General features: G+C 38.6%; 11 protein-coding genes and 1 tRNA gene. 3 read left to right on the top strand and 9 right to left on the bottom strand.

Going from position 1 to position 13,389, the window contains the following annotated elements:
- Positions 1-32: 32 nt before the first annotated feature.
- From PHT93_RS13840 to PHT93_RS13830, 3 genes are all read right to left on the bottom strand, one after another.
- A complete protein-coding gene (locus PHT93_RS13840) occupies positions 33-560 on the bottom strand; it encodes an ORF6N domain-containing protein (RefSeq protein WP_300244070.1) in 528 nt (175 codons plus the stop codon).
- Positions 561-577: 17 nt separating this feature from the next.
- Complete coding sequence (locus PHT93_RS13835) at positions 578-2,026, bottom strand: site-specific integrase (protein ID WP_300244067.1); 1,449 nt, start codon at positions 2,024-2,026, stop codon at positions 578-580.
- A 309-nt stretch (positions 2,027-2,335) separates the two neighbouring features.
- A tRNA-Asp gene (locus PHT93_RS13830) sits at positions 2,336-2,409 on the bottom strand.
- 151 nt (positions 2,410-2,560) lie between these two features.
- On the opposite strand from PHT93_RS13830, the gene PHT93_RS13825 reads away from it, so the two are divergent.
- Together PHT93_RS13825 and PHT93_RS13820 are read left to right on the top strand one after the other, a co-directional pair.
- Positions 2,561-3,874 carry a pyridoxal phosphate-dependent aminotransferase gene (locus PHT93_RS13825; protein ID WP_300244065.1) on the top strand — a complete coding sequence of 438 codons (1,314 nt, stop codon included), beginning with the start codon at positions 2,561-2,563 and terminating at the stop codon, positions 3,872-3,874.
- Between the two features lie 117 nt (positions 3,875-3,991).
- On the top strand, positions 3,992-4,591 hold the full coding sequence (locus PHT93_RS13820) for a YqgE/AlgH family protein (protein WP_300244063.1): 600 nt from the start codon (positions 3,992-3,994) through the stop codon (positions 4,589-4,591).
- Here PHT93_RS13820 and PHT93_RS13815 read toward each other — a convergent pair.
- Genes PHT93_RS13815 through recR form a run of 3 tightly spaced genes read right to left on the bottom strand, consistent with a single transcriptional unit; the run spans position 4,588 to position 6,923 of the window.
- Positions 4,588-5,112 carry a GNAT family N-acetyltransferase gene (locus PHT93_RS13815; RefSeq protein WP_300244061.1) on the bottom strand — a complete coding sequence of 175 codons (525 nt, stop codon included), beginning with the start codon at positions 5,110-5,112 and terminating at the stop codon, positions 4,588-4,590. The two genes, PHT93_RS13820 and PHT93_RS13815, sit on opposite strands and share 4 nt — an antisense overlap.
- A gap of 1 nt (position 5,113) precedes the next feature.
- Entirely contained in the window at positions 5,114-6,292 is a 1,179-nt protein-coding gene (locus PHT93_RS13810) for a glycosyltransferase family 2 protein (protein WP_300244059.1), read from the bottom strand.
- Positions 6,293-6,299: 7 nt separating this feature from the next.
- Complete coding sequence (gene recR, locus PHT93_RS13805; RefSeq protein ID WP_300244057.1) at positions 6,300-6,923, bottom strand: recombination mediator RecR; 624 nt, start codon at positions 6,921-6,923, stop codon at positions 6,300-6,302.
- Between the two features lie 100 nt (positions 6,924-7,023).
- On the opposite strand from recR, the gene PHT93_RS13800 reads away from it, so the two are divergent.
- Complete coding sequence (locus PHT93_RS13800; RefSeq protein ID WP_300244055.1) at positions 7,024-8,178, top strand: exo-alpha-sialidase; 1,155 nt, start codon at positions 7,024-7,026, stop codon at positions 8,176-8,178.
- A gap of 103 nt (positions 8,179-8,281) precedes the next feature.
- Here the strand turns inward: PHT93_RS13800 and PHT93_RS13795 are convergent, their stop codons facing one another.
- The 3 genes from PHT93_RS13795 to PHT93_RS13785 form a co-directional block, all read right to left on the bottom strand.
- Positions 8,282-10,825 carry an adenosylcobalamin-dependent ribonucleoside-diphosphate reductase gene (locus PHT93_RS13795; RefSeq protein WP_300244053.1) on the bottom strand — a complete coding sequence of 848 codons (2,544 nt, stop codon included), beginning with the start codon at positions 10,823-10,825 and terminating at the stop codon, positions 8,282-8,284.
- A gap of 1,033 nt (positions 10,826-11,858) precedes the next feature.
- Entirely contained in the window at positions 11,859-12,017 is a 159-nt protein-coding gene (locus tag PHT93_RS13790; RefSeq protein ID WP_300244051.1) for a hypothetical protein, read from the bottom strand.
- Positions 12,018-12,186: 169 nt separating this feature from the next.
- The gene (locus tag PHT93_RS13785) at positions 12,187-13,221 is read right to left on the bottom strand and encodes an aldo/keto reductase (protein WP_300244048.1); all 1,035 of its coding nucleotides are present in this window, start codon (positions 13,219-13,221) and stop codon (positions 12,187-12,189) included.
- Between the last annotated feature and the right edge of the window lie 168 nt (positions 13,222-13,389).

Below are 13,389 nucleotides of genomic sequence, written 5' to 3'. Positions count from 1 at the left end.
TTTCTTTGATTTTGATATATCCTCGTTCCATACTATAATTCTTCATCGGGTTGAACATTATAACCAATTCGCTTTCGGGGTTTGTTCTCCTGCTCTTTTTGCGAAGCCAATTCTGTAAGTGCCTGATAAATATCGCTAAACTGCATATTTGTCTCAATCATAAACTCCTCCAGCTTACGATTAAGCTCTGCGTATCCCAACGCATATTGACGAAGAGCTACGAAAGCACGAATAATAGAAATATTCACCTGAATAGCCAAAGGGCTGTTCAGCACGCTTGAAAGTTGGGCGATGCCCTGTTCTGTAAAGGCAAAGGGTAGGTATTTTGCATATTGTCCGCGACCGGAATTTTCTAAGGTGCCAAAATTGCACCTTAGAAAATCATATTCTTCTTTTGTCAGCTCAAACATGAAATCTTCGGGGAAACGATCTATATTACGTCTGACAGAACGTTTCAAATTCTTTGTTTCAACTTGATACATTTCGGCGAGGTCATAGTCGAGCATGACCCTCATTCCTCTAATTTCGTAAATTTTACTTTGAATTATTTGTAGTTCCATACTATTGGGGTATTAATTTATTGATTGACTGCCAATTTTATTTTGTTGGGAGATGATTTGATAGAAAAACTATCTGCTTTTTCAAATGTATTTATCCACAGAGAAGTTTTTTCTTCGTCTGAAAGACTATTCCACATTATAGCTATTCGTTTTACTCTTTCAGGATCGTTAGAGAGCGTTGACGGCAAGTTGAACAAGGCCATTTTTTCGCCTAAAGAGAGGCATTCGAAGAGCATATCTATTTCAGATTTTGCCTTGACTCTTTTCTTCTCTAATTTCTGGGCAAATGAAGCCATATCATTGCTTACCTTTACATCGGTAATCCTCGCGTATATCTGGGTAGTTTTTATATTGGTATGTCCCAGCATTTTGCTCACACTTTCAATGGAGACACCTTTAGTCAAGGTTAGGGTCGCAAATGTGTGTCTTGCCAAATGAAAAGATAGATTTTTCGGAATATTACATAGCGTTCCGATTTCCTTCAAATACTCATTCATCTTTTGATTACTCATTACCGGTAGGGCTTTATCATCGGGTAATTTACCGGAATACTTTTCAATTATTCTTCTCGGAAGATCAAGTAGGGGGACGTTGTAACTCACTCCAGTCTTTTCCCGTTTGCCCATGACCCAGACTCCTCCATCAAAAGAAGTGCGGATATTGCTTGTCCGTAAGTTCTTTACGTCAATGTAGGCAAGACCAGTCATACAACTGAAAATGAAAATATCCCGTACTCGCTCCAATCGTTCGGATGCGAATTCTTTTTCCATAATAGCATCGACTTCTTCTTGGGTCAAATAGCCGCGATCTGTTTTCTTAAATCGGATTTTGAAATTCGCAAACGGATCAGCATGAATCCATCCGTTATTCTTCGCCATTAATATGATTGTCCGGAAACGTTGCAGGAATTTTGCAGTCGTATTTTCCTTGCAATTACATGAGGTCATCAGATAAATCTCAAAGTTGTGTAGAAACATATGGTTGACCTCTTTCAGTGAAATATCGGAAACATGATAGTATTCCTTTATGAAGTCGGCCATACGTTTGCGGGCAACTTCATATTTTTGAAGTGTTTCTTTTGATTTGGTGATACCAACCAATTTTGCAATATCCTCGTTGTGGCGTTGAAAAAGCTCGAGAACTGTTTGATATTTTACCTCGATCCCCAGAAAAATATTTTTTACCCTCTCGGCATTTACATTATTTTCTTTCGTCTGTAAATCGTGATAAACATTGTGAATACTGGTTCTGATTTCATTCAATAAGGAGTTGATCTCAACGGCTTCTTTTGATTTGCCAATGGCCATTGCGGCTTTAGCATCCCAAATGTTGGGTGAGATGCTTACTTTGGAATTAAAACGGCTTGCTTGTCCGTCAATGGTGATACGACACATGATGGGAAGAGTGCCGTCAGATTTCGGTTTGTCTCTTTTTACATAGAAAAGAATGCGAAATGTACTTTTCATAAACTCATTTTTTAATGTTACAAAATTACTCTGAACTATTTCAAAATGAGCTTTATGCACCCTGCCAAATAAGGACTGATCTCCTCCAATTTCCGCCAAACTGTACCCCCTAACTCTCGATTTACTGTACCCCCTGGGTGTTTTTGTAAAAAGGGGTACAGTTAAGGGTTCTCTTTTTGTCGTTTTTTGTCGTTTTTTGGCTTTTTCGTGTCTTTTAACTTAAGACTATATATACGGAAAAAGCCCTTCATATTCACTGAATATGAAGGGCTTGTCTTGCTTTTGACGCCTGTTGTCTTAGGCTCTCTGCGGTATGGACGGGACTCGAACCCGCGACCCCCTGCGTGACAGGCAGGTATTCTAACCAGCTGAACTACCACACCTTTTAGATAATGCTCCGATTGGGGAGCAGCATTTTCTCTCAAATGCGATGCAAAGATAGGGGGTTTATTTGGTTTTGCAATAGTTTTGCAATAAAAAAGGTGGGGGAGTGATATATTTTCTATTTTTGTTCTGTCTAATAAAAATATGATCATGAAAAATACTCCTGTAGATTATCAGATTGCTAAACACGTTATCGAGAGTTATGGGCTTTCTGATTTTGGTAAGGCTACGATCCGTGAGGTGGTGGCTATTTCTTCGCAATTAGAGAAAGAAACGAATATTGAGTTTATTCACATGGAAATGGGGGTGCCTGGACTGAAGGCTGCGCAGGTTGGTGTTGATGCAGAGATTGAAGCTCTGAAGAATGGGATTGCTTCGGTTTATCCGAATATTAATGGTGCTGAGGTATTGAAGAAGGAAGCGTCTCGTTTTATTCAGGCTTTTTTGAATATTCAGGTTTCTCCTGAAGGTTGTGTACCTGTAACCGGATCTATGCAGGGGACATTTGCTTCTTTTTTAACGGCCTGTCAATGTGATGAAAAAAGAGATACGATTCTTTTTATTGATCCCGGATTTCCGGTTCAGAAGCAACAGATAACTGTTATGGGGTATAATTTTGAATCGTTTGATGTGTATGATTATAGGGGTGAACGTTTAAGAGATATTCTTGAACAATATTTGATTAATGGGAATATTGCTGCAATGATTTATTCTAATCCGAATAATCCTGCATGGTTTTGTCTGACGGACAAGGAACTTCAAATTATTGGAGAAATGGCCAATAAGTTTGATACTATTGTGATTGAAGATCTGGCTTATTTTGCCATGGACTTCAGAAAAGATTTAGGGAAGCCTTTCCAAGCGCCTTATCAGGCTACTGTTGCTCATTATACGGATAATTATGTGTTACAAATTTCCGGATCAAAGGCTTTCAGTTATGCCGGTCAACGAATTGGTGTAACCGCTATTTCTGATAAGTTATATAAGAAATCATTTCCCGGATTAACCAAACGTTACGGTGGTGGTACTTTTGGAACCGTTTATATTCATAGAGTTCTGTATGCTTTATCATCCGGAACGAGTCATTCAGCTCAGTTTGCGTTAGCCGCAATGTTTAAAGCCGCATCCGATGGTGAATTTGATTTTGTGTCGGAGACAAAAGAATACGGAAGACGGGCGAAAAAATTAAAGGAAATATTTTTACGTCATGGTTTTAAGATTGTCTATGATCTTGATTTAGACGAACCAATTGCTGATGGCTTTTATTTTACAATCGCCTATCCTGGTATGACGGGTGGTCGATTAATGGAAGAATTAATCTATTATGGCGTAAGTGCTATTTCATTGGAAACTACAGGTAGTCGGCAGCAAGGATTGAGGGCGTGTACTTCTTTTATTAAGGAAAATCAATATCAGCTATTGGATGAACGACTGGCTCTTTTCAGTTTAAACAATCCATTATAATCTGATCTTCCCGGTTTATGTTAGAATATATTAACATTAGACCGGGGATTTTTATTGGTTTGTATTGCGATAAACGATATATTGCAGGATAAAAAAGTTCAAGAAAACACTTATTTTATGGCAAATCAAGATAATCTGTTTAAAATAAGACATAATAATCAGCAACCTTCTTCGGGTAGTCTTCTTATTTCCGAACCCTTTTTGCAGGATGTCTATTTTCAACGTTCAGTTGTATTATTGGTGGAACATAATCCTGAAGGATCAATGGGTTTTGTTCTGAATAAAAAGACAGATTATATATTAAATTCATTTTTCCCTGAATTAAAGGAATGTGACGATATTCCCATTTATTTGGGTGGTCCGGTTTGCTCTAACAGATTGTTTTTTATTCATTCTTTAGGAAGCTCTGTTGTACCTCAGACAATTCCTGTAAATAATGATTTGTATTTTGATGGCGATTTTAATTGTATAAAAGATTATATTTTACAAGGTAATCAGGTAGAAGGGAAAATTAAATTCTTTCTTGGATATTCAGGTTGGACTAAAGGTCAGTTAGGCGTTGAAATTGACGCAAATTCCTGGCTTGTCAGCAAAAAAATGGAAAACAAATTCATGTTATCTGCTGATGGTGAAGCATCCTGGAAATCTTCATTGGAATTATTGGGGAAGAGATATGAAACCTGGACTAAGTTTCCCAAAGATCCTCATATGAATTAAGAATTAATTAATTGCATTATGCAGACATCACTAAAACCTTCGGAAACCGAGTTCCAGTCTTTTACTATTCCCGATTCCTTAAAACCGCATGATGTAAAAAGTTTTTTGCTTGTTATATTATCTGTCGGAATATGTACGTATAGCTGATGTAGCTTAAGAAATGAAAAAGAATAATCTATAATTAGTTTTACCGCCTGTCCGGCATATCCTTTTCCCTGAAAGTCTGTATCGATCAGAATACCCACTCCGGCTCTGCTGTTATGAGGGTCAAAATCATAGAGGTCGATCATCCCGATAGTTTTTCCGGACTCATTTAATGTTATCATAAGCCGTTGTTGTTTTTGCTCATAAATATCTTTGTAGGATTCTGCAATATACTCCTTCAGTATGTAGTAGGAGTAAGGGGAAACTGTACCTCCTAAAGTCCATAACGAAGCATCATTTTCCCATTTGTACAATAATTCCAGATCTTCCGGTTCAAGCGGACGCAAACAAATAGTTGTATTCTCTAATAGTTTCATATTATTTCCCTGGTGAAATTAGACGATGAATATTTTCATGATAAATATGATACGTTGTTGTCTGGTTCGGCATCGTATCCATAAATAGAAGCATTTGCTCAAAGCGCATATCCGGATAGGAGAACACAATATCAGTAAACCCTTTCATCTGATTTCGCCTGTTTATAGCATCCATAGCGCGTTCTTCATCCAGATTCCAGTGATTAATAAATTCCAATTCCGGAACTCGTTCTGCACTTGCTTTCTTTATTACTTCAAAATTCTGGTTGTTGCACAGAATTAGGGCTCTTCTGTTTTTACGTTTTAGCTTTGGTGTGGTGGCATTTTTTCTGCCAAAACAGGATGTCCATAACGACTTAAACCAGACAGCGGTCTTTATCACAAAATGCATAATCCATCCGGAACGCTTATAATATTTTTTATGGAAAATAAGCATCGCATCGTAAAAAGCACGTATGTATTTTCTATCGTTGTGTCTGGTGCTTTCTCCTTTGTAATGCAAGATACGTTCGGGGATGTAATAATTGGTATAGCCCGACAGGCTTAACCGGTAAGAGAGATCTATATCCTCACCGTACATGAAAAAAGCTTCGTCAAATAAACCTGCTTTATCTAAGGCTTCATGGCGGACGAACATAAATGCTCCGGCAAGAACTGCGATCTTATGTTGTTTGTCCGGATTAAGATAGGGGAGGTTATAGGCTGCAAATTGTTTTGATCTGGGGAAAAGTTTACTGAGTCCGAATAGCTTACAAAAAGAGATCCAAGGTGTCGGGAAACTCCGTTTGCTTTCTGGTAGAAAATTACCACAGCCATCCAACATTTTCACACCTGCGGCTCCGGCTTTTTCATGTTCATCCATAAAGAAACAAAGCGTACGAATACTTTCTTCTCCGATCACAGTGTCGGGGTTTAAAATTAAAATATACTCTCCCTGACATTGTTTTAAGGCTTGATTATTCGCTTTAGCAAAGCCCGGATTGTCTGCGTTTTCAATAAAACTAACATCCGGAAATTTAGGACGGAGATAATCAATTGAACCATCCGTAGAGTTATTATCAACTACAAAAATTTCAGCATCTATTCCGTTTGTTGCAGCTTGAACAGACGTTAAACATTGCTCTAAGAAAAAGCAGACATTATAATTGACAATTACTATGGAAACTTTCTTTTCGTACATGCCTGTTTTATATTTTTATCGAATCATTGAAACTTGTTCTGTTTTGAATAGAACGACCTAAAGTAACTTCATCCGCATATTCTATTTCGTCGCCGATAGAAACGCCTCTTGCTATGACACTTATCTTAACATCATACGGCGATAGTTTTCTGTAAATAAAGAAGTTTGTCGTATCGCCTTCCATCGTAGTGCTCAAGGCCAGAATAACTTCTTTTACGTCTCCTTCTGCAACTCGTTCTACAAGACTGTTAATGTGAAGATCATTCGGTCCAATCCCATCCATAGGTGAAATGATTCCGCCTAACACATGATAAAGGCCTCTGAATTGTCCGGTGTTTTCTATGACCATAACTTCCTTTATGTTCTCAACTACACATAGAATGGAATGATCGCGCGAAGGATTTGAGCAAATTGAACAGATCTCATGATCCGATATGTTATGACATTTTTTGCAATAGATAACATTGCGTCTCAGATCAACAAGTGCGGTCGCAAAGTTCTCCGTGTAGCCAACATCCCTTCGCAACATATAAAGAGCAAGCCGGAGAGCTGTTTTCTTCCCTATACCCGGTAGCGATGCCAGTTCATTTACAGCATTTTCCAATAAAACGGATGGAAATTTTTGATTCATATTTACTTATCTTCAAGTAAACAAAGATACAAATAGAGTATGAATTATGGAAAGTAATATTAATTTAGCGTAATAATGTATTAAAAAAAGCAGAATAGACATGAATAAACCTTTGTATTTGTTGCTATTATCGTTGATACTTCAGGGCTCTGTTTTATCAGCTCAGACTCCTCCGGGTGTAGTTGTAAGCCATATTTCTAAAGAAACGGGCAAGTATATCGGTTCTCCGGGATTGTGTGTGCTTCCGGATGGTACGTATGTTGCCTCTCACGACGAGTTCGGCCCGAAATCTTCAGAATTCAGATCGGCTCAAAGCCGCATATTTATTTCAAAAGATAAGGGAGTAACCTGGACGCAAGTGGCGTCTATTGATGGTCAGTTCTGGTCTAATTTATTTGTTCACAAGGGCGAACTTTACATAATGGGGGTAAACAAACACCATGGCAATCTGATTATACGTAAATCGGTTGATGGTGGATATAACTGGACTATTCCTTACAGCAAGACGACCGGACTAATTCTTGAAGGTGAATATCACACGGCTCCGATGCCTGTTATAACGCATAACGGGCGTTTATGGAGAGCGGTAGAATATGCCACAGCGCCTATGACTGATTGGGGAAAGAGATACAGTGCCATGATGGTTTCCGTTCCTGTTGATGCTGATCTCTTGAACGCTGATAATTGGACTCGTTCGAACCATCTACCTTATGATTCTACTTATCTTGATGGACATTTTAATGCCTGGTTAGAGGGAAATGCTGTTGTCGATCAAAAGGGGAATATCGTAGATGTTCTGCGCGTTGCTGTTCCGGACGGCTCGGAAGAATATGCTGCTTTTGTGAAAATAAGTGAGGATGGAAAAGTGGCCTCTTTTGATCCGGAGACCGGATTCGTGAAATTTCCGGGTGGAAGTAAAAAGTTTTCGATACGATACGATGAAAAATCAAAACGGTATTGGATGCTGACCAATTTGGTGAAGCCAGAGTATAAAAGCTTAAATCCCGCGAGTGTAAGAAATGTTCAGGCTTTATGCAGTTCTCCCGATTTGATTAACTGGACTACCAATTGTATTGCTTTAGAACATGCAGATGTGAAGAATCATGGATTTCAATATGTAGAATGGCTTTTTGACGGAGATGATATTATTTTTCTTTCACGAACGGCCTATGAAGATGAAACAGGAGGAGCGAATAATAACCACGATGCCAACTTCCTTACTTTTCATCGTATTCCAAATTTCAGGTCACAATAAAAGGATATATCAAACATGTTAAACGTCTTTCGTATTATCCCGGATTTGCTCCGGGATAATTGTTTGATATACCCCTTCGTAATTTATCGTAATTGCTTCCGGGTTACCCGCATTTGGACGCTCCGCAATTTGTGCAGATCAGACAACCTTCCTGGTAGGTAAGAGTTTCCATATCGCAATTCGGACATTTCTGACCTTTCAGTTCCGTTCCGTTCGGAAGATATTTTTTCAATGCACGTTCTACTCCGTTTTTCCAGGTATTGATAGACTCGCTATCCAATTCCATACCCTGAACTAACTTGATTACCTGATCAATCGGCATACCATAGCGAAGTACTCCCGATATTAGTTTTGCATAGTTCCAATATTCCGGATTAAACTTTCCGTCCAATCCTTCGATTGTCATTTTGTATCCACGTTTGTTTGTAAACTGAAAATCGTAATGTTTATTACCATCATCATCGTAACTCTTGATGATCTTACCTTTCGATACATTTTTGGGAAGCATGATTCCTTCTTCATCATCAGCCAACCCTGTGAATATTTCGTAAGGACGACCGTTCATTAAACCGACAAATGCAATCCATTTCTCGCGATTATTCTGGAATTTAACTACATCTGCTTCCAGATCTTTCGGACGTTTGGAAACAATGACGGGTGGTTCCATGCAGTTGCAGTCGTCTTTTTTCTTCTTTTCATTTCCTGTAGAAATCAATACACCTGAACGAGAACCGTCACGATATACCGTACAACCTTTACAGCCACATTTCCACGCTTCCACATACAATGTATTTACCAATTCCTCTGAAACATCAGAAGGGAGATTAATCGTCACACTGATTGAATGATCTACCCATTTCTGGATACGTCCTTGCATCCGGACTTTTTGTAGCCAATCTACATCATTTGATGTGGCTTTAAAATAGGGCGATTTTTCTACAAGATCATCCACTTCTTCTTGTGTATAATGCTTGGAGATATCATAACCATTGGCCTGCATCCAGGTCATAAACTTGTGGTGATATACGATATATTCTTCGAACGCGTCTCCTGTTTCATCCACAAAGTCTACTCTTGCATCACTATCGTTCGGATTAACCTTTCTACGTCTCTTATAAACAGGTAGGAAAACCGGCTCAATACCAGACGTTGTCTGTGTCATCAAACTGGTTGTTCCGGTCGGCGCAATTGTCAGACAGGCAATATTACGACGTCCGTATTTCTGCATGTCTTTATATAATTGTGGATCTTCCTTAGCCAAACGATTGATGAAAGGATTTTTTTCTTCACGCTTAGCATCGAATATTTCAAAAGCGCCACGTTCTTTTGCCATTTTTACAGAAGAACGATAAGCCGCCAAGGCTAATTCCCGTTGTATCTTTTCTGCAAAATCTGTTGCATTCTCAGTTCCGTAACGTAGATTTAATGAAGCCAACATATCACCTTCTGCGGTAATACCAACACCCGTACGGCGTCCTTGCAATGTCTTTTTCTGAATCTTTTCCCATAAATAACGCTCTGTTTGGCGAACTTCGGTCGATTCGGGGTCAGAATCAATTTTTTGTAAGATCATTTCTATCTTTTCAGATTCAAGATCAATGATATCGTCCATTATTCTTTGAGCGAGTTCAACATGTTGTTTAAACAAGTCAAAGTCAAAAGATGCCTCCGGAGTAAACGGATTGTTTACATAAGAATAAAGGTTGATAGCCAATAAACGACAACTGTCATACGGACAAAGCGGAATTTCTCCACAAGGATTGGTTGATACCGTGCGGAACCCTAAATCAGCATAGCAATCGGGTACCGATTCTTTTAATATTGTATCCCAAAACAAAACACCCGGTTCTGCCGATTTCCAAGCGTTGTGAATGATCTTTTCCCATAGCTCCGTAGCATTTATTGTTTTCTCATAGGACGGATTATCGGAATCAACAGGATATTGCTGTTTGTATTCTGTTCCATTGATAACGGCTTGCATAAACTCATCATCAATCTTAACAGAAACATTTGCTCCGGTTACTTTTCCTTCAGTCATCTTTGCATCAATAAACGATTCCGAATCCGGATGTTTGATTGATACACTAAGCATTAATGCGCCGCGTCGTCCGTCTTGCGCAACTTCGCGTGTAGAGTTGGAATATCGTTCCATGAAAGGGACTAAACCGGTGGATGTCAGCGCGGAATTTTTTACGGGAGAACCTTTTGGGCGTATGTGAGACAAGTCATGCCCAACACCGCCTCGGCGTTTCATAAGTTGCACCTGCTCTTCATCAATACGGATAATCGCACCATAAGAATCGGCCTTACCATCCAAGCCAATTACAAAACAGTTGGAAAGAGAAGCAATCTGGAAATTATTGCCGATGCCTGTCATCGGACTTCCCTGAGGAACAATATACCTGAATCGGTCAAATAGGTCAAAAAGTTCTTTCTCCGATAAGGGATTAGAGTACTTTTTTTCGATGCGGGCGATCTCAGAAGCTAAACGGTGATGCATATCAACAGGAGACTTTTCGTAAATATTACCGAAAGGATCCTTTAACGCATACTTATTTACCCAAACTTTTGCAGCTAATTCATCGCCTCCAAAATAGGTTAACGAAGCTTCATAAGCTTCATCAAAGGTGTAAGTTTTGCGGTTCACTATTCTTGAATTTTTATTAACTGCAAGTTTAGTGATTGTTTGTTTATTGACAAAATAAATCAAAGATAAAAACGGCTTATTCTATAAAGTTTTCCATTTTTATTTTTAATTGTTTGAAATTCAATGATTGTATGATTTTTTATTTAATAAAAGTTTTCTAAAAGGAAAAGTGTGGAAAAGTAGAGGTGTACTTATGTATGTGTTTATGAGTAGAATATCGGATCAGTCCGAACCCCCGGTTGTTATTACACTTGGATTATGTCGTATTTAATGGGATTACCTCGATAGGTTAAAACAAATCGTGGACAGCAAATATAAAAAAGTGAAAGAAAAAACAAAATAATAGCAAAATTTGTCATTTTCAGACAAATTGTCGTCGGCTTCAACGGCGTTGTTTTAACGCGCTTTATTAAATAAAATGACAATATATGTACCCGAAAAACAAACACCGAAAAACCACACTTAAAATGCGCGATACGGCATGCCCGTTTTTTTGAATTATCAAAATTGAACAAAAAAAGGCAATGGATAAAATCTCCCTATTCTTTTTGGAAAAAGATTCTATTCTTTTTTTGAATATAAAGGATATTTTTCAGAAAATAACCTTTATATTTTCGGTAAAAAACGGGCTATTTTAGTCTAAATACAATATTTATTAGTCTAAAACGATACTATAAATCAAAAAACAAGGATGGACATTTTTTTATGCGTAAGTAAAAGGACGAAAAAAGTATCTATTTGTCAAAATAAAACACAAAAAATCAAAACTATTCGATTGGTTTTAATATATTGTAAATCAACAATATGAACGGGATTGATTTTGTTGGAAGCCTCTGCTCGGCGTAGTCTCTAAACCAATATCATCAACTTAAGCTATACAGTTTGGTTTTAAGGCTGAAAGCCTGCTATATTATAGCCTAGCGCAACGCGTTGGGAAGGATGTAGAACGAGTCTCGCGCCCTGAAGGGGCAACATAGCAGATGTTAGGGTAGGTTTATACTGTCTTTTCAGGCCGCAAAGGAAGGGTGTCCTATTACCCAACACGTTGTGTTGGGCTGATATATACTCGGCTTTCAGCCGGAATTATTCGATGAATAGTAAGACTGAAGTGGAGCAAGAAGTTTGAGTTGATGACATTGGTCTCTAAAATGCCAGTTTGCAGTATAGACGTATTACGATGGATAATTACCATAACAACCGGATATTTTGCCTGATCCAGAATATCTATTCCAAAAAAAAACAAGAGATAAAAGAATTTTGAGGCTCTTAATGGTTCAGTTTGCCGAAGAGCTTCGGCAGACTGAACCAAGCTCTTCGGTAAACCGAATTGTTATTATGACTATTTTTTTTACTTCTGATCTTTATTCAAATTTTAACTGTGAGTTTAGTTCCGGAAACTGCGCCTGATGCCAGTAAGGGTAAATAGATTGTTGATGGCTTGCTTTGTCTAATCTTTTTACCTGATCAGCTGTTAGATTCCAATCTACAGCACCCAGATTCTTTTTGAGTTGCTCTTCACTGCTTGCACCGATTACCAGACTGCTTATTGTGGGACGTTGAAGCAACCAGTTCAACGAAATCTGAGCTACACTTTTCCCTGTTTCTTCCGCTATTTGGTCTAATACATCCATTATAGCGTATAAACGTTCGTATGAAGTCGCTTCTTCCGGAATCGGACTTCCCCCGCGAGCTACACGACCATCAGCCGGAATAGGTTGGTTGCGTCTGTATTTGCCACCGAGACGACCGGCTGCCAACGGACTCCAAACCAAAGAACCCACCTTCTGATCAATCCCCAAAGGCATTAGTTCCCATTCAAATTCGCGGTTTAAGAGTGAATAGTAAACCTGATGGGCAACATATCTGCTCCAACCGTATTTTTCGGAGATAGACAATGATTTCATCAAATGCCAACCGGAAAAATTCGAACAAGCGATATAACGTACCTTTCCGCTTGAGACAAGCGTATCCAATGCGTGAAGCGTTTCTTCTATCGGCGTGTTTGCATCAAACCCATGCATATGATAAATATCTATATAATCGGTATCCAACCGCTTCAGGCTATCCTCGCAAGCTTTAATAATGTGGAAACGGGAAGATCCTAATTGATTTCTGTCGTCTCCCATTCTGAACGTAGCTTTTGTTGAAATCAACAGCTTGTCGCGTTGTCCCTTAACAGCCTTTCCCAGAATCTCTTCAGACAATCCTCTCGAATAAACATCTGCCGTATCAAATAGATTAAGTCCGGCATCCATACATAAATTTACCATTCGGGTGGCTTCTGTTACCTGAGTAGCTCCCCAACCTTCAAATCCGTTTGTTCCACCAAAAGTTGCTGTTCCTAATGTTAACACGGGCACGTATAACCCTGAAGCTCCTAATTGTCTATATTCCATAGTTTAACTGTTTTTTATTGTTTTAACCTTAATCTAATCAGGACAAACTTACATAAAAAAGGTGATTTATAATCGCGTCGAATAAAAATAAAGACCACTCCCTCTTGTAATTCCACAAACTTTAGTTCTTTTAAGGTTGTAACAATAAAAACAAAAAATTATGGAAAG

The sequence above is a fragment of the Massilibacteroides sp. genome (genome assembly GCF_028705895.1).
GTDB lineage: Bacteria > Bacteroidota > Bacteroidia > Bacteroidales > Tannerellaceae > Massilibacteroides.
Note: the sequence above shows the minus strand (reverse complement) of the source record. Positions and strands in the feature narration are given on the sequence as shown.